This window comes from Roseobacter sp. CCS2, assembly GCF_000169435.1.
Classification (GTDB): Bacteria; Pseudomonadota; Alphaproteobacteria; order Rhodobacterales; family Rhodobacteraceae; genus Yoonia.
Map to the genome: position 1 here is coordinate 192912 of NZ_AAYB01000002.1, position 20091 is coordinate 213002.

Annotated in this window: 18 protein-coding genes; 7 read left to right on the forward strand and 11 right to left on the reverse strand. The window is 57.7% G+C overall.

Annotated elements, in window-relative coordinates:
• Positions 1-86: 86 nt before the first annotated feature.
• The 3 genes from RCCS2_RS07560 to smpB all read right to left on the reverse strand — a co-directional run bounded on the left by RCCS2_RS07560 (position 87) and on the right by smpB (position 2756).
• The gene (locus tag RCCS2_RS07560; protein WP_008232900.1) at positions 87-1271 is read right to left on the reverse strand and encodes an amino acid aminotransferase; all 1185 of its coding nucleotides are present in this window, start codon (positions 1269-1271) and stop codon (positions 87-89) included.
• 3 nt (positions 1272-1274) lie between these two features.
• Positions 1275-2126: a 3-mercaptopyruvate sulfurtransferase gene (gene sseA, locus RCCS2_RS07565; RefSeq protein ID WP_037293931.1), complete on the reverse strand. Its 852-nt coding sequence runs from the start codon at positions 2124-2126 to the stop codon at positions 1275-1277.
• Between the two features lie 156 nt (positions 2127-2282).
• A complete protein-coding gene (gene smpB, locus RCCS2_RS07570) occupies positions 2283-2756 on the reverse strand; it encodes an SsrA-binding protein SmpB (protein WP_008232902.1) in 474 nt (157 codons plus the stop codon).
• 76 nt (positions 2757-2832) lie between these two features.
• Between smpB and RCCS2_RS07575 the strand changes: the two genes are divergently transcribed.
• The 3 genes from RCCS2_RS07575 to RCCS2_RS07585 are packed head-to-tail and all read left to right on the forward strand — an operon-like array spanning position 2833 to position 5727.
• Positions 2833-3276, forward strand: coding sequence for an ion channel (locus tag RCCS2_RS07575; RefSeq protein ID WP_037293729.1), 444 nt, complete (start codon positions 2833-2835; stop codon positions 3274-3276).
• Positions 3273-4469: a winged helix-turn-helix domain-containing protein gene (locus RCCS2_RS07580; protein WP_008232904.1), complete on the forward strand. Its 1197-nt coding sequence runs from the start codon at positions 3273-3275 to the stop codon at positions 4467-4469. Before RCCS2_RS07575 ends, RCCS2_RS07580 begins: the two co-directional genes overlap by 4 nt.
• 58 nt (positions 4470-4527) lie before the next feature.
• A complete protein-coding gene (locus RCCS2_RS07585; protein WP_008232906.1) occupies positions 4528-5727 on the forward strand; it encodes a hypothetical protein in 1200 nt (399 codons plus the stop codon).
• A gap of 36 nt (positions 5728-5763) precedes the next feature.
• On the opposite strand, the gene dapA is transcribed toward RCCS2_RS07585, so the two are convergent.
• A complete protein-coding gene (gene dapA, locus RCCS2_RS07590) occupies positions 5764-6636 on the reverse strand; it encodes a 4-hydroxy-tetrahydrodipicolinate synthase (RefSeq protein ID WP_008232920.1) in 873 nt (290 codons plus the stop codon).
• 189 nt (positions 6637-6825) lie between these two features.
• Here dapA and RCCS2_RS07595 point away from each other — a divergent pair, with 189 nt between their 5' ends.
• Positions 6826-8850 carry a lytic transglycosylase domain-containing protein gene (locus RCCS2_RS07595; protein WP_232204250.1) on the forward strand — a complete coding sequence of 675 codons (2025 nt, stop codon included), beginning with the start codon at positions 6826-6828 and terminating at the stop codon, positions 8848-8850.
• 3 nt (positions 8851-8853) lie between these two features.
• Here the strand turns inward: RCCS2_RS07595 and RCCS2_RS07600 are convergent, their stop codons facing one another.
• Complete coding sequence (locus RCCS2_RS07600; RefSeq protein WP_008232924.1) at positions 8854-9717, reverse strand: DMT family transporter; 864 nt, start codon at positions 9715-9717, stop codon at positions 8854-8856.
• Positions 9707-10387: a tRNA (5-methylaminomethyl-2-thiouridine)(34)-methyltransferase MnmD gene (gene mnmD / locus RCCS2_RS07605; protein ID WP_008232925.1), complete on the reverse strand. Its 681-nt coding sequence runs from the start codon at positions 10385-10387 to the stop codon at positions 9707-9709. Before mnmD ends, RCCS2_RS07600 begins: the two co-directional genes overlap by 11 nt.
• Before the next feature lie 47 nt (positions 10388-10434).
• Between mnmD and RCCS2_RS07610 the strand changes: the two genes are divergently transcribed.
• Positions 10435-11439, forward strand: a complete 1005-nt coding sequence (locus RCCS2_RS07610) for an NAD(P)/FAD-dependent oxidoreductase (protein WP_008232927.1) — start codon at positions 10435-10437, stop codon at positions 11437-11439.
• Between the two features lie 89 nt (positions 11440-11528).
• Here the strand turns inward: RCCS2_RS07610 and RCCS2_RS07615 are convergent, their stop codons facing one another.
• Genes RCCS2_RS07615 through RCCS2_RS07630 form a run of 4 tightly spaced genes read right to left on the reverse strand, consistent with a single transcriptional unit; the run spans position 11529 to position 14720 of the window.
• Complete coding sequence (locus RCCS2_RS07615) at positions 11529-12197, reverse strand: cupin domain-containing protein (protein WP_008232929.1); 669 nt, start codon at positions 12195-12197, stop codon at positions 11529-11531.
• A gap of 9 nt (positions 12198-12206) precedes the next feature.
• The gene (locus tag RCCS2_RS07620; protein ID WP_008232930.1) at positions 12207-12965 is read right to left on the reverse strand and encodes a LamB/YcsF family protein; all 759 of its coding nucleotides are present in this window, start codon (positions 12963-12965) and stop codon (positions 12207-12209) included.
• Position 12966: 1 nt separating this feature from the next.
• Positions 12967-13986 (reverse strand): biotin-dependent carboxyltransferase family protein, encoded by a 1020-nt coding sequence (locus RCCS2_RS07625; protein WP_008232934.1) that lies wholly within the window; start codon positions 13984-13986, stop codon positions 12967-12969.
• Positions 13986-14720: a 5-oxoprolinase subunit B family protein gene (locus RCCS2_RS07630; RefSeq protein ID WP_008232936.1), complete on the reverse strand. Its 735-nt coding sequence runs from the start codon at positions 14718-14720 to the stop codon at positions 13986-13988. Before RCCS2_RS07630 ends, RCCS2_RS07625 begins: the two co-directional genes overlap by 1 nt.
• Positions 14721-14912: 192 nt before the next feature.
• Between RCCS2_RS07630 and RCCS2_RS07635 the strand changes: the two genes are divergently transcribed.
• Together RCCS2_RS07635 and RCCS2_RS07640 are read left to right on the forward strand one after the other, a co-directional pair.
• Positions 14913-16058 (forward strand): efflux RND transporter periplasmic adaptor subunit, encoded by a 1146-nt coding sequence (locus RCCS2_RS07635; RefSeq protein ID WP_008232938.1) that lies wholly within the window; start codon positions 14913-14915, stop codon positions 16056-16058.
• Complete coding sequence (locus RCCS2_RS07640) at positions 16055-19174, forward strand: efflux RND transporter permease subunit (protein WP_008232940.1); 3120 nt, start codon at positions 16055-16057, stop codon at positions 19172-19174. Before RCCS2_RS07635 ends, RCCS2_RS07640 begins: the two co-directional genes overlap by 4 nt.
• 9 nt (positions 19175-19183) lie before the next feature.
• Here the strand turns inward: RCCS2_RS07640 and RCCS2_RS07645 are convergent, their stop codons facing one another.
• Entirely contained in the window at positions 19184-20059 is an 876-nt protein-coding gene (locus tag RCCS2_RS07645; RefSeq protein ID WP_008232942.1) for a LysR family transcriptional regulator, read from the reverse strand.
• Positions 20060-20091 lie beyond the last annotated feature (32 nt).

The following is a 20091-nucleotide window of genomic DNA, read 5'->3' on the forward strand; positions in this document are numbered from 1 at the left end:
TAGCGGTTATCTGGATTGGTATATTATTGCGCGCCTACTCACAAGGTGAATTTGCAGTCGCAGCAATGAAATGCTGCGATGCAATATCAGACACCGGCGTCTACGATTGCTTTGGCCAAAATCGGCACGGTTTGCGCATTCAAGCCAGCGATATTCATCCGGCTGTCACCCACCATGTAAATGCCGTGATCCGCGCGTAGTTTTTCAACCATTTCGGGCGTCGTTCCCAAACGGCTGAACATTCCACGGTGATGCGCCAGAAAGTCAAAACGGTCACTGTTGGTCAGGCGTTTCAGCTCATCAGCAAGTTGCTGGCGCAAGGCCAACATACCGTTACGTGTTTCTTCCAGTTCCGCTTCCCAATCGGCACGCAATTCCGGGTCCTGCAGAATTGTGGTGACCACGCGCGCGCCGTGATCTGGCGGGAAGGAATAGTTTTGGCGGTTCAGAAAGGCGAGGTTCTGTTGGGTCAGCGCCTGCTGGTCAGCATCCTTGCAGACCGCCATCAAGATACCCGTCCGCTCGCGGTAGATACCAAAGTTCTTTGAACAGCTTGCCGCGATCAGGCAGTTTTCAAAACTGCTGGCGATTTGACGTGTCGCTTTGGCGTCATCTGCCAAACCATCACCAAAGCCTTGGTAGGCAATGTCAACGAAGGGCACCGCGCCTTTTGTGCGTATCAGGCCGATCACATGTTCCATCTGGCCATAGGTCAGGTTCGCGCCTGTGGGGTTATGGCAGCATCCGTGCAGCAGCACGACATCGCCGGGGGCCACGTTTTCCAAGTCAGCGGCCATACCTTCAAAATCGACGCCGCGTGTCTCACTATCGAAATAGCGGTACTCTGCCATCTTCATGCCAAGGTATTTGATAATCGAGGGGTGGTTCGGCCACGTCGGGTTAGACAGCCAAACAGTGGCTGTGGGGGCCGCGATGCGGATCAGTTCCAGCGCTTGGCGGATGGCACCTGTGCCACCCGGCGTGGCGACCGCGGCAACGCGCTCATTTGGCACACTGTCGCCCAAAACGAGGTCTTTCATGACAGCACTGAAAGCAGGATCACCGGCCAGACCGGTATAAGCTTTGGTGGATTGGTCTGCCAAAATCCGCCGCTCAGCTTCTTTCACGGCGCGCATGACAGGCGTGTTGCCTGTTGCATCCTTATAAACGCCAACACCCAGATCGACTTTATCGGCGCGTGAGTCCGCTTTGAATTTGGCGACGAGGGCCAGGATTTTATCAGCAGGTTGCGCGGTCAGGTTTTCCAGCATGTCTTAAGCTCCAGTGGCGATGGGAAGGTCGGCGTACATGCCCCATTCGGACCATGAGCCGTCATAAAGCGCGTGATCGGTCTTGCCGATCCGCTCAAGGGCAAGCGAAAGAATGGCGGCGGTCACACCAGACCCGCAAGTGGTGATCGCAGGTTTATTCAGGTCAACGCCCGCGTCCAGAAAAACGGTACGCAGTGCGGTTGGCGGCTTCATTGTGCCGTTTGCTTTCAGCAGATCCTGATAATAAACATTCTGCGAACCGGGAATATGACCCGAGCGCATGCCTTCGCGCGGCTCTGGGTCTTCGCCTTTGAAACGACCGGGCGCACGCGCATCAATAATGCTATAGTCGCCAAGCTTTGCGGCCCGCGCCACATCGGTGACATCACGCACACGGTGGGGTTCCATTTTCACGGTCATATGACGGTCACGAATTGTCGGCGCGGCACTGGTCAGTTTATGCCCATCGGCCACCCATTTGGGCAGACCGCCATCCAGAACGGCGATGTTTGTTTGCCCCATCAGGCGGAATAGCCACCAGACGCGAGCGGCCGAAAATAGCCCTGTGCCATCATAGACCACCACCTGATGGCCGTCGCCCACGCCCATCGCGCGCATCCGTGACATGAATTTTTCAACCGGTGGGGCCATATGTGGCAGCTCTGACCGGCCATCGCTGATCTCATCTATATCAAAGAAACGCGCGCCGGGGATGTGGCCAGCGGCATATTCTGCCTTCGCATTCCGCCCGCTGTCAGGCATGTACCACGACGCATCAAAGATGCGCAGATCGGGGTCTTTCATATGTGCGGCAAGCCAGTCAGTACTGACCAGCGTTTTTGGATCATCAGACATGGCCGGTGACATCATGCGCCCTTTGTACATTCACCCGGCCAGACCTACCGCGCACTGCCGTGCAAGACAACCCAATCCGGGAACCGAACCCCTGTTATGATTGGCCCCAAAATACCCCCGCCGGAGGCATCAGCCCTGACCATGGACGCCAAAGGGTCAATCGCCGTGGCGCAGCAGCCGCTGTTTTTGACGGCCCCAGTCGCGCTTTGCCTCGGTCGCGCGTTTGTCGTGGTTTTTCTTACCCTTGGCCGTTGCGATCTTTAGCTTCACCAGCCCACGGTCGTTAAAATACATGACCAATGGCACAAGGGTCATCCCTTCACGCTTGGTGGCATTCCAAAGCCGCGCAAGTTCCCGCCGGCTGACCAAAAGCTTGCGCTTGCGGCGTTCTTCATGTGTGAACATGGCGCGATCATAGGGGGCAATATAGGCATTGGTCAGCCAAAGTTCGCCATCATCGACGCTGGCATAACTGTCAGCAATGTTTGACTGGCCGGTGCGCAGGGATTTGACCTCGGACCCCATCAGGATGATACCGACCTCAAGGTCATCCTCGATCGCATAGTCGTAGCGGGCACGCCGGTTTTCGGCGATGACTTTGTAGTTTTTGTTTTCAGGTTTCTTGGCCATAGTTGGGATCAGATAGGGGATGCAGGTCGCGCACACAAGATGCACAGGCCACACCATCCGTATTGGGAAAAAACAGATGTTTGTTCAAATCGCACTTGGCACCGTGTTGATGCTGCTTTCGATCCTGATCGCAGGGGTCAGTTTTTGGCTGATGGAGACATGGCTTTTGAAGTATCGCCCTTGGCTGACGCGTGCACCGCACCGGCCCAAGCTGATATTGGTGCTGTGCATCGCGGCGATCTGGATCATGGCGCATATGACGGCGGGTGTGTGGGCCTGGGCGCTGACGATGATGGCACTAGGCATCTTTGATACGTTAGAGCTGTCGGTTTATTTCGCGCTGGTGGCTTTCACCACATTGGGCTTTGGCGATGTGCTTTTGCCGGTTGAATGGCGCTTGCTTGGGGGGATGGCCGCGGCGAACGGATTGCTGAATATCGGGCTGGTCACGGCACTGTTGGTTGAGGCATTGCGGCAGGTCCGCCTCCAGCAACTTCAAATGACAAAGGCGGACAGTTGAGCGTTCCGGTTCTTTACAACATAGCGGCGCGCCATGTGTTTCTTGCCAAACATGGCCTTGCGTCGCGCCCCTCCGGGCCGGGTAAGGGTGCTGACCTCAAGGGTGTCATTGATAACTTGGGCTTTGTGCAGCTGGACAGCGTGAACACCTTTGCCCGTGCGCATGATCTGATCTTATGGTCGCGTCGCCAGCAGTTCCGGCCCAAGGCGTTGCAACATTTGCTGCACCGCGACCGGCAGGTTTTTGAACACTGGACCCATGATGCCGCCACTATTCCAATAGAAAGTTTCGCCCACTGGCGCTTGCGTTTCGCCCGTGATGCCGTGCGCATGGAACAGCGCTGGAAAGAATGGCGGCGCGGTGATTTTATGGCCAAGATTGATGACGTGCTGCGTCAGATTTCCGATGACGGTTGTTGCACCTCTGGTCAGGTTGGCACCGATGAAAGTCGGGGGTCAGGCGGTTGGTGGGACTGGCACCCGTCCAAGACCGCCTTGGAATATCTGTGGCGTTCGGGGCAGGTTTCGGTCGTCCGGCGCGATGGCTTTACCAAGGTCTATGATTTGACTGAACGCGTTATTCCGGCGGAACATTTGAACCGCCACCATCACGAGGAAGATACGATTGCATGGTGCTGCGCTGGCGCGCTGGATCGTTTGGGGTTTGCGACCAGTGGTGAATTGGCTGCGTTTTGGGATCATGTGACGCCAGCCGAGGCCAAGGAATGGTGCGCAACCGCGTTGGCAGAAGGGCGGATCATAGAGGTTGATGTGGCATGTGTTCACGGCAAGCTGCGTCGGTCCTTTGCTTGGCCGGACTTGATGGACGCGCCGATTGCAGCGCCTGTGCCGCGCATCCGTATCCTGTCGCCTTTTGATCCAGCGTTACGGGATCGTAAGCGGGCGGAGCGGCTTTTTGGGTTCTCTTATCGGATCGAAATTTTCGTGCCTGCGCCAAAGCGTCAATACGGGTATTACGTATTTCCTGTCATGGAGGGCGACCGGTTGATTGGCCGGATTGATATGAAGCGAGAGGATGGCGTTCTGGCTGTCCGCGCATTCTGGCCAGAGGCGGGTGTGCGCATCGGATCAGGTCGCAAAGCGGCGTTGCAAAAGGAATTAACACGCGCCGCGCAATTTGGCGGCTGCGATGACCTGCGATTTGCACCGGACTGGATCCGCCCAATAAAATAATTATTGAACAATGTTCATAAGTAGCATATTCAGACGGAAACGACTGTCAGGAAATTGCATGTATTACGTTGCCCAAACAGACCAGCTTGTTGCTGATGGTGTGATCGACACCACCCAAGCTGATGAAATCCAGACCCGCGCGCGGGCCGCAATGATCGCGATTTGCGTGAATTCCCTGCTGATCGCAGGGATCGTGGCTGCCACGTTGGGGTTGGTGTTCTTTCTTGCCAGCGCGCTGAGTGTTGCGGTTTGCGGTGGCCTGTTTTTGGGCGCTGGGCTGTTGATCTTGCGGTATGGTGCGGTGCTTTATCGGATGTTTGGCAATGCCAGCGCGCTAATCGGTGCCGGCATGTTGATATCGGGCACGGGGTTTGAACTGGTCGACAAAGTGCCTGATATAGCTGGCCTGATGATGGCCGCGATCGGTGCGGTGCTTGCGATACTCTTCTATTGGCGGTTTCGGGCGGGGTTTGCGCGATTGCGCTTTGCCTATGGCGCGGTATTGGTGATGGCTGTGGCGATGCATCTGACCGGCGTCTATAGCGCAGCGTATGAGTATGATCTTGCGGGTTGGCCCATGCCCATCATCCACTTTTATGTCTTTGCTTTGATCGCAGCATTGGGTCTGACGCTGGATCTGCGGATCATTACAGCCCTTGCTATCGTGCCATTCGCGCAAATGCTGGATACGGGGACATATTACTTCTCTGCCGCTTATGTTTTCTATTCACCTGAATCGACACTGAGCATTTTGCAAATGAGCGCGCTTATTGCCGCATGTTTGTGGATCGTCGGACGTGCAGGCCCCGCTTTGGCCCGGCAGGCGGGTGTGTTGATGATCATGGCGTTCATCGTTGCGAACCTGTGCTTTCTGGTCGGAAGCATCTGGGGCGATACCGTGGCAAGTCACCTGTTTGGGCCCGAACGCGCTGATTTTGAAGACTGGCGCGCCTACGGGGATGCAGTCGCGGTTTACCGGGCGACATTGCCGCACATCAGCGAAGGGATCTATGCCATCGTCTGGGCCGTGCTTTTGGCGGGGCTGATCGTCTGGGCTGCGATGTCAAACCGCCGTGGTATGTTCAACGCGGCAATGACCTTTGCTGGCATCCACGCCTATACGCAGATGTTTGAGAGTTTTTATGATGAACCCTTGGCCTATGTCATCGGTGGCTTGGCGGCGATCCCCTTGGCCTTTGGGTTGTGGCAGTTGAATAACGCGTGGTTCAAACCGCTGTCGCCTGCCAGCACACAGTAGGAACTGGGGGTAAGGTGGGTTTAAACCCACCTTACGTCAATTCAACAGTCCCGCATGTACCATCGCTGCGCGGACTTTGTCCTTGGTCCCGTCAGTCAGACCCACCAAGGGCGAACGCACCTCTTCACTGCACATTCCCAACAAGGACATGCCGTATTTCGCGCCAACCAGTCCCGGCTCGGTAAACACGGCTTCATGCAGTGGCATCAAACGGTCAAGCTGGGTCAGCGCCTTGGCATAATCACCGGCCAGCGTGCTTTCCTGAAACTCTGCAATCAGCTTGGGCGCGATGTTGGCCGTGACCGAAATACAGCCGTGACCGCCATGTGCGTTATAGCCCAACGCGGTTGCGTCTTCGCCCGAAAGCTGGATGAAATCAGGCCCGCAGCGCATCCGTTGGGCCGGAACACGTGACAGATCGGCGGTGGCGTCTTTCACACCAATGATCATTTCGTGCTTGGCCAGTTCCGCCATTGTGTCCGGTGTCATATCGACCACAGAACGGGGCGGGATGTTGTAGATGATAATGGGCAGACCGCAGTCAGCGGCAGCGGTGAAATGGGCGATCAATCCTGCTTGGGTCGGCTTATTGTAATATGGTGTCACGACCAAAGCCGCATCAGCGCCGGCTGTCTTGGCGGCCATGACAAGGCGGACGGTTTCGGCCGTATTGTTGGACCCCGCACCGGCGATTACAGGGATACGCCCGGCGGCTTCTTTGACAACCGTTTCGACGACCAGATCATGTTCGGCATGTGTCAGCGTCGGGCTTTCGCCTGTTGTCCCCACTGGGACCAGCCCATGCGAGCCTTGATCCACGTGCCAGTTCACCAGTTTTTTCAGCGCGTCAACATCGACTTGGCCGTTCGAAAACGGCGTGACGAGGGCGGGGAGTGATCCCTTAAACATGGCACGCTTCCTTATTGTCGGTGGCCATGATCGGCCACAGGTAAAATCGCGCGGACACTAGGCGCAGACGGCACGTCCTACAAGCCCTTCGTTTCATCCACTCCGACGCCCCATTTTCGCTGATTGTCGTGTTTGTGAGTTGTTATTGTGGTCACACAGTTTAACCTTGTGGCTTAAAAGGGGCCTGTAGTGAACGTGGTAAGACATCTAACCTTGATGATGGCCTGTATCGTGGCGTTTCCCGCCATGGCCCAAACGGTTGACCCCAAAAGTATTGCAGCAATTGATGCCGGTCAAAGCGACTGGGACGTTGCGGGTCAGATCGCCCAAGACGTCGGACCGGTCACTGCTGATACGGTGATGTGGCTGCGCCTGCGTGCGGGTGAAGCCACGTTTGCTGCATATCAGGATTTCCTATCCCGCCGTGCTGATTGGCCAGGTCTGGATCGTTTGCGATCAGAGGCGGAACTGCTGATTGACGACAGTATCGCCCCTGAAACCGTGGTCGCATGGTTTGGTGACAACACCCCGCTGACGGGTGCGGGTGCGGTACATTTGGCGCAGGCGCAGATTGCATTGGGGCAGGCAGAGGCCGCCCGCAACACGCTGCGTACAACCTGGATTGAACGCCGCCTGACCGAAGCGGGCCAAAAGGCGATGGTGACTGCCTTTGCCGAAGAGCTTAAACCGTTTCATGCGGCCCGCGTTGATGAATTGCTGTGGCGATCCCGGGCCACGGACGCCGCGCGGATGGTGCCGCTTTTGTCACCAGAGCAAGGCGCTTTGACCGCTGCGCGTATCGGCTACATCACTCGCGCGGGGAACTTGCCTGCTTTGGTTGAAAAAACGCCTGCGGCATTGCGCCAGGATCCGGGATTTGCTTATGCGCGATATGCGTGGCTTGCAGGGCGGGGCGAACGGACCGATGCGGTCAAGATGCTGCTGGATCGTTCAACCAGCGGCGCCGCGCTGGGTGAACCTTTTCGCTGGTCCGGCTGGCGTCGCGTTCTTGCCCGATGGGAAATGCGTGAAGGGCGGGCAGAGCAAGCCTATGTGCTGGCCTCGCGCCACTATCTGACCGAAGGCAGTTCCTATGCTGATTTGGAGTGGTTGTCTGGTTATATCTCGCTCACGTATCTGGGTGATCCGACACAGGCGCTGGGCCATTTCCAGAATGCGCTGCGTGCGTCGGGTAGCCCGATTTCGCTGGGGCGTATGCATTACTGGATTGGCCGCACGCATGAGGTAAAGGGTAACGCGGAATTGGCGGCGGATGCCTATAGCAACGGTGCCGCGCATCAGACCAGTTTTTACGGGCTGTTGGCGTCTGAAAAGGTCGGTCGTTCGCTGAGCCCAAACCTTGCCGGAACGCCGGTGCAGTGGCAGGGCGCGCCGGTTTTTGAAGATGATGTTGTGCAGGCGGCCTTCATCTTGCTGGCGGCGGGCGAACGCGGGGCTGCGTTTACGTTCTTCGCGCAGTTGGGGCGCACGTTGAACGCGACAGAGCTGGCTCAAGTTGGTGCGTATTTGAGCGAGATTGACGAGCATCGCTATACAGTGCTGCTTGGCAAAGCGGCGGTCGCGCGGGGTATTTTGATCCCCGCGATCTACTTCCCCATTCACGATATGGCCGCGATGGATTTACCTGCGGACCCTGCATTATCCCTTTCCATCGCGCGCCGCGAAAGCGAGTTTAACGAGGGTATTGGCAGCCCTGTTGGTGCGCTGGGCTTGATGCAGCTGATGCCCGCCACGGCGCGCGAAGTTTCCGGCGATCTTGGTCTGCCTTACGCGCGCGGTCGTTTGACGAATGACTGGCGGTACAATGCGACGCTTGGCACGGCGTATCTGGCTTATCTTGAAGAAGAATTTGGCCCCAGCCCGGTGATGATCGCGGCGGGCTACAACGCCGGTCCCAGCCGTCCGTTGCGCTGGATGGATGAACGCGGCGATCCGCGGTTGCTGGAAATGGATGTCGTGGATTGGATTGAACATATCCCGTTTCGTGAAACCCGCAATTACGTGATGCGCGTGACCGAAAGCATCCCGGTTTATCAGGCGCGATTAACGGGGCAGACTGGCCCGGTGCGGTTTACTGAATTACTGATCGGTGAAAAACCTATTGTCCGTCCGCGCGCACGCCCTGCCGCAACACCGCCCGCAACGTCAACGTCGACTGCGCCGCCTTTGGTTCGCCCGGTGGCACGCCCGTAGACTTTATGTAGTGGGTCGTGACCGCCACAGCGTGAAGATGCCCGCTCCCACAACGATGGCCGCACCAATGGCCACATTCGGGCGAAGCGTTTCGTCCAACAGCAAAAGTCCAATCGCGCTAGCAAAGACCAGTTGCAGGTAGGCAAAGGGTTGGACTTCGCTGGCCTCGGCCACTTCGTAGGTTTTGATTAGCAACCAATGCCCGCCCGCACCGGTGATGCATAAGGCGGCCATCCATTGCCAATCCGTTGCTGTCATCGGCTCCCAGAACCAGACGCCAGCGATGGTCATCACAACCGCGCCTGATGTGCCGGTCCAGAAGAATGATGTGGCTGTTGTATCCTTGCGCGCGGCATAACGCGTTAGCAGGCCGTAAAGTGCGAACATGAAAGCCGAGGCCAGTGGGATGACCGCAGCAGGCGCAAAGACGGCGTAGCCCGGTTGCAGGATCACGAGCACCCCGATGAACCCGATCCCGATGGCAACCCAGCGGCGCCAGCCGACTTTTTCGCCCAACACGGGGCCAGAGAGGGCCGCGATCAGCAGCGGATAGCAAGCAAAGATAGCGTGGCTTTCCACAAGGCCCAGCAGCACAAAGGCGCTGACCATGACACAGATTTCCAGCGCGAGCAGCGTGCCGCGGGTGATTTGCAGAATAGGTTGTTTCGTGGCTGCCGCCGCACGAATGGATCCCGATTGCCGGGTTGCAATGGTGATGACGAATGCTGCGAAAAACCAGTAGCGGATCATCACGATCATGATGACGTTGTAGTTTTCCGCCAAATGCCGCGAGATGCCATCCTGCACCGCAAAGACGAAGGTCGTGCAGATCATCAACAGAATGCCAAGGCGCGGGTTATTCTGCATCTGGCATCTTTGCGCGGGTCATATGGCGCTTGCGGCCATATCCGGGGGTGCGGGCAACGTCGAAACCGGCGCTGGTCAGCGATTGCCGGACGTGGCCCGCGGCAGAATAGGTGGCAGCCGTACCGCCCGGTTTGGTGCACTCGGCAACAGCCTGTAGTAGGTCGGGTTGCCACAGTTCAGGGTTCTTTGCGGGGGAAAACCCGTCGAGAAACCATGCGTCAGCATGAGCGCTCCACGCAGGGACAGTTTTTCGCGCATCGCCTATGATGACGTGCAGGGTTGGGCCGTTGGTGAGTGTGATTTTTCCTGCGCTAGGCGACCATTCAGACAGTAGGGTTTCTGCGTAGGGTGCCACTTGCGGAAAATGCGCCAGCGCATCGCGCATGTCGTCCAGCTGCATTGGAAAAGCTTCGAAGGACGTGAAATGCAAATTGCCGGGTTTGCCGGCCTCGACCCATGCGGCCCATGTGACCAACAGATTAAGGCCGGTTCCAAACCCAAGTTCTGCAATCTGAAAGTCACCATCAAACCGCGCAGGCAGATCATTGCCCGCTAGAAACACATGCGTTGTTTCGGCCAGCCCGTCATCCAGCGAATAATACGGATCATCGAACGCAGTCGCGATCGGCACGCCATCCCGCCAGTCGAGTTTTGCTGTCTGGTCTGTCATGCGTCCTTGCCTTACCAATGCGCTATCTTTGAGCAGAAGGATCGCGAATGGCAACGGCTGATGTAACGGTCATGGGGGCGGGCGTGTTTGGCCTGTCGGTCGCCTATACCTGCGCGCGCAAAGGGGCGGCGGTGCGGGTGATTGATCTGCATGGTGTTGCGTCCGGGTCCAGTGGTGGGCTGGTTGGGGCCCTGGCCCCGCATGTGCCAGAGAACTGGAATGAAAAGAAAGCATTTCAGTTTGAAAGCCTGATCATGGCCGAGGCGTTTTGGCATGATGTCGCGGCCTTATCCGGTGTTGATGTGGGCTATGCCCGGTCGGGCCGCTTGCAGCCTTTGGCGGACGCGCGTGCAGTGGAACTGGCAAAGGCACGTGCCGGCACTGCGGCTGAGCTTTGGCAGGGAAAAGCGCGCTGGGAGGTGATCTCAAGCGGTGATGCCAATTGGATGCCGCCTTCGCCAACCGGTCTGGTTGCGCATGATACGCTGTCCGCTTTGATCCATCCGCGTCAGGCGACGCGGGGTTTGGCGGATGCTGTTATTGCACTTGGTGGTGAAGTCGTCGGCGCAGGGGACATGCACGGCAAGATCGTCTGGGCAACGGGTTGGCCGGGGATACAAGAGATTGGCGGCAAAGGCGTGAAAGGGCAGGCGGCGTTGTTGCGGTTTGATGCGGCGGGGCAGCCACAACTTTTCGCAGATGCGCTGCATATTATCCCGCACGGTGATGGGACCGTTGCCATTGGGTCGACGTCAGAGCGTGAATTTGATGATCCTTTTGCTACCGACGCAGCGCTGGATGATGTGCTGGAACGCGCGACACTGGCATTTCCGATTCTGCATGGAGCCGAGGTCTTGGAGCGCTGGGCTGGTGTGCGTCCGCGCAGCAAAAGCCGTGCGCCCGTCTTGGGGGCGCATCCGACGCGGGACGGTGAGTATATCGCCAACGGCGGCTTCAAGATTGGATTTGGCATGGCCCCAAAGGTAGGCGAGGTGATGGCGGCACTGGTGCTTGAGGGTGAGGACCGGATACCACAGGGATTTCGCGCATAATCCCGCGTGTGTTGGGGCGCTGCCCCCGTCGCTGCGCTCCTCCTCCGAGGTATTTTTGTAACATGAGAAGATCAAGAGGCTCTGAGTGTTCAGGCCTGGGGTGCTTGGGCGAAGGGTAGATGGCCGGTTTTGATCCAGAAAGTCGCGCCCTTGTCTTGGGCTGTGATTTGCAAGGGCGCGCCTGATGGCAGGCGTAGCCATGCACCGTCGTTTAGCGTGTCCATTTCCTGTGTTGCCGTGCCAGAGATGATGAGCAATTCAGCACCGCCGGCAGGGGTCTCGTCCAATGTCGCGCCTGGCGCAAGTGTGATGCAGCGGACCGTTTCGCGCGCGTCTTTATGCAGGGTCTGACTGCTGATCCCATTACCTAAGTCTATCATATCAGCCTGCATGTTTTTGCGAAATTGCGTGCGGTCATTGGGATCAAACTGCCAGAGTTTGACAAAGATCGTACACCCTTCCTTGGCCCCCGGGGTGTGCGAGCTTGTGGGCGGGTTGCGCACGTAAGTGCCTGCCGGATAATCGCCGTGTTCGTCCTGAAAGACGCCTTCCAACACGACAAATTCCTCGCCGCCGGTATGTGTATGTGCCGAAAACTGGCTGCCCGGTGCGTAGCGGACGATGGATGTGGCGCGCGCCACCTCGTCGCCGATCCGGTCCAGCATCCGCCGGTCCACCCCGGGTATGGGAGAGGCTTTCCACGGGATATCCGCCGTTTGGATCAAAATCCGTTTTGTGAAATCAGCGTTCAGTTCCATGTCGGCCCTTTAGAGTTTGGCGATTGTGATACCAGCATCGGCCAAATGCTGACGGACACCGTGCGCCATCTTAACCGCGCCGGGGGTGTCGCCATGCAGACAAATGGTGTCGATTTGGCACGGTATGTGTTTGCCATTGTCGGAAATGATCGCCCCGGCCTTGAGCATATTCAGGATGCGTGGGGCGGCGGTTTCGGCGTTATGCAGAACTGCGCCGGGCTTGCTGCGGTCAACCAGTGTGGCGTCGTCGTTGTAAGCGCGATCGGCGAAAATTTCGCCTGCCCAGTTGCAGCCCAATTCGCGCACGACCTCTTCCATCGCGGTAGCTGCCAGCACCATGATGACGGTGTCGGGGTCCACATCAAGGGCGGCTTGGTAGCAGGCGCGCGCCAAAGCGTGATCGACTGATGCCATGTTTGACAGCGCGCCGTGCAGTTTGAGGTGGCGTACTGTGCCACCCGCGCGTTTTGCCATCGCCTGAGCGGCACCCAATTGATACGCGATGGCGTTGGCGATTTCATCACGGGGTAGCGGCAGTTGCCTGCGTCCGAACCCTTTGAGGTCTGCAAATCCCGGATGCGCACCGATGCCCACACCGTTTGCGACCGCCAGTCGCATGGTTTTGTCCATCACATCCGGGTCGCCTGCGTGAAAGCCGCAAGCGATATTGGCGGATGACACGATATCCAGCAGGGCTGCATCATCGCCTATGCGCCATGGGCCAAAACCTTCGCCCATATCAGCATTCAGATCGATAGTGCGTGTCATGTCAGGGCCTTTCCAGATCGTCGCCGGGGGTTGCCCCGCTGATCAATTGGTAACCAAGCAGATCGGCGATGTCATGCGGGTCGCGCACCACAGGCTGGCACATCTTGGTGAGCGCACGCAGTTGCGCATATTGCGAGGTGGCTGTTGTGTCGGCTTGGGCAACGGTGATGAACTGAAACCGCAGTGGCGTGCCGGGGGCGGCTTGCACGATCTTTGGCAGGTCTGCAGGGATCACACTACCAATCCGGGGGTAGCCGCCGATGGTCTGGCATTCGGCCAGCAGAATATAGGGCACACCTTCGCCAGCGATCTGGATATCGCCAGGCACGATCAGGTCTGAGACGTGGGTCAGGCTGCCGGATATACCAAACTGCGCGCCATCGTGTTCCAGCCGGATACCCTGACGGTTGCCGCTTTGACTGCGTTTGAATGGCGTGGCGCAGAACCTGTCTATCGTCTCAGCGTTGAAGAAATCTGTCTGCGGTCCGGGCATGATCCGGATTGTGCCGCCTGAGAAACGGTCGGCCGCGGTCAGTTTCTGCGGCGCGCGCACCCTGTCCGGGTCTGGCCCGACGGGCAATGCATCACCCGTTTGAAGGCGTGCACCGATGCCCGCGGTCAAATGGGTGGCCCGGCTGTCCATGATGGGGTCTGTCGCCACGCCGCCTGCAAGGCGCAGATAGCCATAAACGCCTTTTTGCGCGCTTCGGATGGTCAGTTTTGCGCCTGCGGGCAGGAAATGCGTCGTATTGTGAAGGACAGGATCGCCGTCAATATCGGCCTGCATCATTGCGCCAGTCAGTGCAAAGCGCATCCCTTCATCCACGCTGAATGTGCCGCCATAGCCCATCATTTCGATCACGGCGTCCGTGGGGGCGACACCCAGCAAAGCAGCCCCCTCCAACAGCGCCACCGGATCGGCGGCACCGCCGGTAGATAGTCCCTGCGCCTTCCAACCGGGCCGCCCCAGGTCTTGCACCGTCAGGCCCGGACCGGCTGTGTGAACAGTGAGGATTGCCATTAGCGCAGCACCTCGCATGTGGCACCGCCATTTGTATCAGTATTTGTCTGGATCGCGCGGAAATCGGTGTCTGAAACTGCCTGAAATTGTACCATGTCGCCAGGTTCAAAGGCGAAAGGTGTAGAGGTTTCTGGCAAGTACACGCGAAAGGCGGTCTGACCGATGTGCCGCCAGCCTGTCGGGGCGTCAGCCGCCCAGATAATCAGTTGCCGCACGGCGGTAATCAGTGCCCCACGCGGCAGGCTTTTGGTCAGTGCGGTCTGGCGCGGGATGTTCCAGTGATCCGGCAACATGCCCAGATAAGGTTGGCCCGGCGCAAAGCCGATGGCGATGACGCGCAGCTGTGTGGCCTCAATTTGCGCAACGGCCTGCTGCGGCGTCAGCCCGGCCAGCGCCGCGACCTCATCAAGTTGCGGGGCGAAATCAGTCCCGAAGGCCGCGGGAATGCGCCAGAGCCTGCGAGGGCTGTCGTTGGTTGTTTTATGCTGCGTCAGTAGTAATTTAAGTGCGTCTGTGATCGTGCTGCGATTGGTCTTTTCGGGGTCAAACCCGACGCGGACCGAGACAAGTGATGATGCAACCTCGGTGACCCCGGGCAGTGCTGCATCCTGCACAAGATCGCGAAATCCAAGCGCATGGGCGTTGGCATCCTCGGACATATGCCGCGCAAAGCGCACAAGAACGCCATCAACGCCAAGGGGCAGCAGGTCCGGGGGGCTGTCGCTATCAGTCATAGCTTGGGGTTTACGGTGTCTGCCGAAGGGTGTCGATGGGCAGGTACAAGGCCCCAGCACCAGTCAAAAGCCGCCATTCACACCAGAATTACACGCGCGGTATCTGGTAACTGCGACAATGTGCGCCTATCTAACCTCAAATCGTATTTCGCGGTTGTGCGTAAATTGCATGTAACGCTGAGGGACGTGTTTATGACACAAGACAATCAACCGGATTTGGCCGGAAAGCTGACGTTCGATGCGGATAAGGGCGCTGGCCGCTCAAAATGGGTTGCCGGATTTTTGGCGCTGCTTTTGGTGGGCTGGATGGGCAGCGGCTATATCATTCCCAGCCAAGCTGCCCAGGACGAGAACGCGGAACCGCCCACGCAAAGCGCGATTGCGGTTGCCGTCATGCCGTCGCAGGCGCAGGATGTACAACTGGTTCTGACGGCCGAAGGTCAGTCGCAGCCTGACCGGGCGACCAACATTCAGGCTGAGGTGAGCGGGCAGGTTGTGTCAGTATCTGCCGCACGCGGCGATCTTGTCGCTGCGGGTCAGGAGATTGGCCGGATTGATGCAGAAACAATTGAGGCGCAACTTTTGCAGGCCCAGACGCAGCTTGATCAGGCGACAAGAGATCTCAATAACGCCATTGCCCTACAAGATCGCGGCGTCGCAACAGAGGACCGGGTGAGTACGGCACGCGCGGCCAAGGCGGCGGCAGATGCCGCGGTGACTGCGGCACAAGAGCAGTTGGACAAAACAATTATCAGCGTCCCCTTTGCCGGTCGGTTGAATGACATGACTCTGGACGAAGGTGAATTTGTCGATGCTGGCAATGTTGTCGCAGAGGTACTTGATAATGATCCGCTGACTGTTGTCATTCAGGTGCCGCAACAGGCCTTGTCGCGCATTCAGAACGATCAAATGGCCGAGGTGCAGTTTATTACCGGCGAACAACGCCCCGGTATTGTCAGCTTTATCGGCGCAAATGCCGACCAGCAGACCCGCACCTTCCGGGTCGAAGTGACGGTTGATAACCCTGACAGCGTCATGCCCGCGGGCCTGAGTGCGCGTATTGCGATCCCCACCGGGCAGGCGCGCGGTCACTTTATTTCACCTGCGATTCTATCGCTGGGCACAAACGGCGATCTGGGGATTAAAACGGTGCAGGACGACAACACCGTTGCTTTTGCGCCAGTGTCCATCGTGCGTGCGCAAACCGATGGCGTCTGGATTACCGGCCTGCCCGACAGTGCGCAAATTATCACCGTGGGTCAGGGCTTTGTGAATGCGGGCGATCTGGTTGACCCGCGTCCGGCAGCGGCCGCCCAGACGGCGGATGTGTCGCAATGAACGCGCTGATTGATGCGGCCTTCAACCGCAGCAAGGTTGTGCAACTGGTGCTGATATTCTTGTTGGCTGTTGGGTCGCTGTCCTACATTGCGATCCCGAAAGAAAGCAACCCAGAGATCCCGATCCCGATTGTTTTTGTATCAGCCTCTGTTGATGGGATTTCACCCGAAGATTCCGAAGATGTTCTAGTGCGGCCTTTGGAAACCGAGTTCGCCTCGCTTACCGGTCTGAAATCTATGACCGCCACAGCCAGCGAAGGGCGCGGGGCGGTCCAACTGGATTTTGAACCTGGCTTTGATGCGGATGAGGCATTGGACAAGGTGCGCGAAGGCGCTGACCGGGTCGAGAATGAATTGCCTTCGGATGCCACCGTTATCGTGACTGAGATTAATACGGCGTTGTTTCCGATCCTGACCGTCATTCTGTCTGGCCCGGTGCCCGAACGCACGCTGAACGGTTTGGCCGAAGATCTGCAAGACGACATTGAATCGCTGGGTGGTGTGTTGGAGGTTGATGTTGCCGGCAAACGCACTGAGCTGATGGAAGTGCTGATCGACCCGACAGTGTTTGAAACCTACAATATCTCGTTCAATGAGCTGATCAGTTCGATCACCAACAACAACCAGTTGATTGCCGCCGGTGCGATTGAAAGCGAAGCAGGGCGGTTGGTGCTAAAAGTGCCGGGCCTGATTGAAAACCTTGAAGATGTGATGGAACTGCCCGTTCTGGTGCGTGGTCAGACCGTTGTAACCTTTGCCGACGTCGCCACCATTCGCCGCACGTTTGAAGACCCCAACGGCTTTGCCCGTATTGATGGGCAGCCTGCGCTGGCGCTTGAGATCAAAAAGCGTGTTGGTGCTAATATTATCGAAACGGCTGACGAGGTGCGTGCGCTTATTGAAGCGCAGCAAACCGGATGGCCGGACAGTGTTCAGGTCCGTTACACGCTGGATGAAAGCGAAACGGTCAAGACGATGCTGTCTGATCTGGAAGCAAACGTCATCGCGGCGATTATTCTGGTGATGATCGTTGTGGTTTATGCTCTTGGGTTGCGGTCATCACTACTGGTTGGTCTGGCCATTCCCGGTGCGTTCCTGACAGGTGTTGCGGGTCTTTATTTCATGGGGTTCACGATGAACATCGTGGTGCTGTTTTCACTGATCCTTGTGGTGGGCATGTTGGTGGACGGGGCGATTGTCACGACCGAACTGGCCGACCGTTACCTGCATGAAGGGCAACCCCCAAAAGAGGCTTACGCCCGCGCGGCCAAGCGTATGGCGTGGCCCATCATCGCGTCGACCGCGACAACGCTATGCGTGTTCTTTCCGCTGCTTTTCTGGTCGGGCGTTGTAGGCGAATTCATGAAGTTTCTGCCCATTACGGTCATCTTCACGCTTGCCGCGTCGCTGTTCATGGCACTGGTGTTTATTCCGGTTATGGGTGGTCTGATTGGCAAACGGCAGGCCCAGTCCGCCAAAGCCAAGGCACAGCTTTACGCGGCCGAACATGGTGATCCACGCAAGATGACCGGGTTTATGGGCGGCTATGTGCGGGTTCTTGAATGGTCGATCCTGCGGCCCTGGACCACGCTGAGTTTTGCTGTGATGGCCTTGGTCGCGTCTTTCGTGGCTTACGGCAGTCTTGGCAATGGTTTGACCTTCTTTCCCGAGGTAGAGCCTGAGTATGCGCAGGTTGAAGTGCGCGCGAAGGACAATTTTTCGGTTTATGAACAGGATGCGTTGGTCCGTCAGGTCGAAGCCCGTCTGGCGACTTATGATGAAATCGCAAGCGTCTATGCCCGTTCAGGTGGTGGCAACGATGGTACTGACACGATCGGGGGGCTTCAGTTGGAATTGGCTGACTGGGACACCCGCCGTACTGTCAGCATGATTGCCGAGGATATTCGCGCTGACATGGCCCAGATCCCCGGCATCGACGTCCAGGTTCAGACGGATTCAGGCGGCCCCGGTGGCGGCAAGCCGATCAATCTGGAGGTCGTTGGCAATAACCCCGACGACCAAGAGGCCGCTGTTGAACTGATCCTTGCGCAGATGACGCGCTTGGGCGGTTTTATTGATGTGGTCGATACGCGCCCCAGCCCCGGTGTGGAATGGCAAATCTCGGTTGATCGGTCCGAGGCTGCGCGCAGTGGCGCGAACGTGGCTTTGCTGGGCCAAGCTGTGCAATTGCTCACACGCGGCATTACCGTTGCCGATTACCGCCCCGAAGATGGCGATGGCGAGGTCGACATTGTGGTCCGTTTCCCTGCCGGGGACCGCACTTTGGCCGAGCTTGAGGCCTTGCGCGTCCCAACAGATGCGGGCCTTGTGCCGATTTCGAACTTTGTGTCGTTCAACCCCGCGCCGCGCAGTGGTGTGATCACACGCGTTGACCAAGAACGTGTCATTACAATATCGGCGGATGTGGCATCCGGTGTGCTGGCCAATGATCAAACCGTAGCGCTGCAAGACGCCATTGAGAAAATGGACCTGCCAGCGGGTGTACGGGTCGAATTTGGTGGCGAAGCAGAAGATCAGGAAGAATCGATGACTTTCCTGATTGGTGCGTTCTTGTCTGCGATTGGTCTGATGTTTGTGATCCTGCTGACCCAGTTCAACAGCTTCTGGCAGGCGTTTATCGTCATGTCGGCGATTGTATTTTCAATCGCGGGTGTCTTGCTGGGTTTGATGATCACCGGGCGCCCTTTTGGCGTTGTGATGGGCGGGATCGGTGTGATCGCCCTTGCCGGTATCGTGGTGAACAACAACATCGTTTTGATTGATACGTTCAACCAACTCAAGGCGCAGGGCCTGTCATCATTAGAAGCCGCTTTGCGCACCGGTGCACGGCGTTTGCGGCCTGTGGTGCTGACCTCGGTGACGACAGCGCTTGGCCTGATGCCCATGGTGATTGGTCTGAACATCAGTTTCTTCACCCGCGAAATCGTCTATGGCGCGCCGTCCACGCAGTGGTGGACGGAACTGTCCAGCGCGATTGCCGGTGGTTTGATCTTTGCCACTGTGCTGACGCTGCTGGTTACTCCAGCCATGCTGATGCTGAGCGAACGGCGGGCCAAGCGGTTTGAGAATGAGCCGGGTTTGGTCCCGGCTGAGTAGGCCGTGCTGTCAGTGGTCACTTTCTAGCAATTGGCCAAGTAGTGGATTGGGGAACTTGCGCGCGACAGTTACTGCGTGAAAGCTTTCGGCCAAGCCCATTTGGTGCTGGCATTCCACTAACATGCCCGATTGCAATTCGTTCTGCACAGCAATGGGTGGCAGGACGCCAAGGCCGATATTTTCGCGCGTCAACAGGCGCATCATGGCAACGTCATCGACCTCGGCGGCCAGCGTAGGTTCGATACCTTCCCGTGCACAAAATCGGTCAAAACCGGCGCGTACAGGGCTGTCTTCGGTCGGTACGATGATGGGGTTGTCGCGCAGTAGCGTGGTCAATGGGGTGTTGCCAGACAGTCGCGACGGGCGACCGATCAAGCTGACAGGCTGGTCCGAAATCGGCTGCGAGGTAAAGTTGGACATTGCATCATGCGCGGGCGCGCGGTTGGTCAGAACCACATCAAGGCTAAGTGTTTCAAGGCTTTGCAATAGTTCAACCAGCGTGCCAGAGCGGAGCACCAGTTCAACATCGGCCTGACCCAGCAGGGGGCGCAGAAATTCGATTTGAAAGTTCCGCGAAAGCGTGGCCAACGCACCAACACGCAAAACCTGTCGTGGCCGCCCTTGCTGGCTAAGTGTGCCCAGCAGGTCTTTGCCAGCATCAAAGATCGTATCTGCATAATCCAGCGTGATCCGTCCGGCCTCGGTCAGGTGCAGCTGCCGCCCGCGTCGTTCAAAAAGCGCATGCCCCAGCCGGTCCTCTAGTTTTCGTATCTGCACCGAAAGCGCCGATTGCGACAGGTTCAGTTTACCTGCTGTCCGCGTAAGGTTGCCGTCATGGGCAACAGCCCAGAAATAGCGCAGGTGATTGTAATTCATATCAGCCATACCATTCGTTTTAAGTGAACGATAAGTAGCAA

Bases quoted from the DNA above. Each gene is read 5' to 3' on its own strand.
- RCCS2_RS07560 (WP_008232900.1), bottom strand. From the start codon at position 1,271: ATGCTGGAAAACCTGACCGCGCAACCTGCTGATAAAATCCTGGCCCTC.
- RCCS2_RS07600 (WP_008232924.1), bottom strand. From the start codon at position 9,717: ATGCAGAATAACCCGCGCCTTGGCATTCTGTTGATGATCTGCACGACC.
- RCCS2_RS07575 (WP_037293729.1), top strand. From the start codon at position 2,833: ATGTTTGTTCAAATCGCACTTGGCACCGTGTTGATGCTGCTTTCGATC.
- RCCS2_RS07640 (WP_008232940.1), top strand. From the start codon at position 16,055: ATGAACGCGCTGATTGATGCGGCCTTCAACCGCAGCAAGGTTGTGCAA.
- dapA (WP_008232920.1), bottom strand. From the start codon at position 6,636: ATGTTTAAGGGATCACTCCCCGCCCTCGTCACGCCGTTTTCGAACGGC.
- RCCS2_RS07645 (WP_008232942.1), bottom strand. From the start codon at position 20,059: ATGGCTGATATGAATTACAATCACCTGCGCTATTTCTGGGCTGTTGCC.
- RCCS2_RS07620 (WP_008232930.1), bottom strand. From the start codon at position 12,965: ATGACACGCACTATCGATCTGAATGCTGATATGGGCGAAGGTTTTGGC.
- RCCS2_RS07635 (WP_008232938.1), top strand. From the start codon at position 14,913: ATGACACAAGACAATCAACCGGATTTGGCCGGAAAGCTGACGTTCGAT.
- RCCS2_RS07585 (WP_008232906.1), top strand. From the start codon at position 4,528: ATGTATTACGTTGCCCAAACAGACCAGCTTGTTGCTGATGGTGTGATC.
- RCCS2_RS07625 (WP_008232934.1), bottom strand. From the start codon at position 13,986: ATGGCAATCCTCACTGTTCACACAGCCGGTCCGGGCCTGACGGTGCAA.
- RCCS2_RS07610 (WP_008232927.1), top strand. From the start codon at position 10,435: ATGGCAACGGCTGATGTAACGGTCATGGGGGCGGGCGTGTTTGGCCTG.
- RCCS2_RS07630 (WP_008232936.1), bottom strand. From the start codon at position 14,720: ATGACTGATAGCGACAGCCCCCCGGACCTGCTGCCCCTTGGCGTTGAT.
- smpB (WP_008232902.1), bottom strand. From the start codon at position 2,756: ATGGCCAAGAAACCTGAAAACAAAAACTACAAAGTCATCGCCGAAAAC.
- RCCS2_RS07615 (WP_008232929.1), bottom strand. From the start codon at position 12,197: ATGGAACTGAACGCTGATTTCACAAAACGGATTTTGATCCAAACGGCG.
- mnmD (WP_008232925.1), bottom strand. From the start codon at position 10,387: ATGACAGACCAGACAGCAAAACTCGACTGGCGGGATGGCGTGCCGATC.
- sseA (WP_037293931.1), bottom strand. From the start codon at position 2,126: ATGTCTGATGATCCAAAAACGCTGGTCAGTACTGACTGGCTTGCCGCA.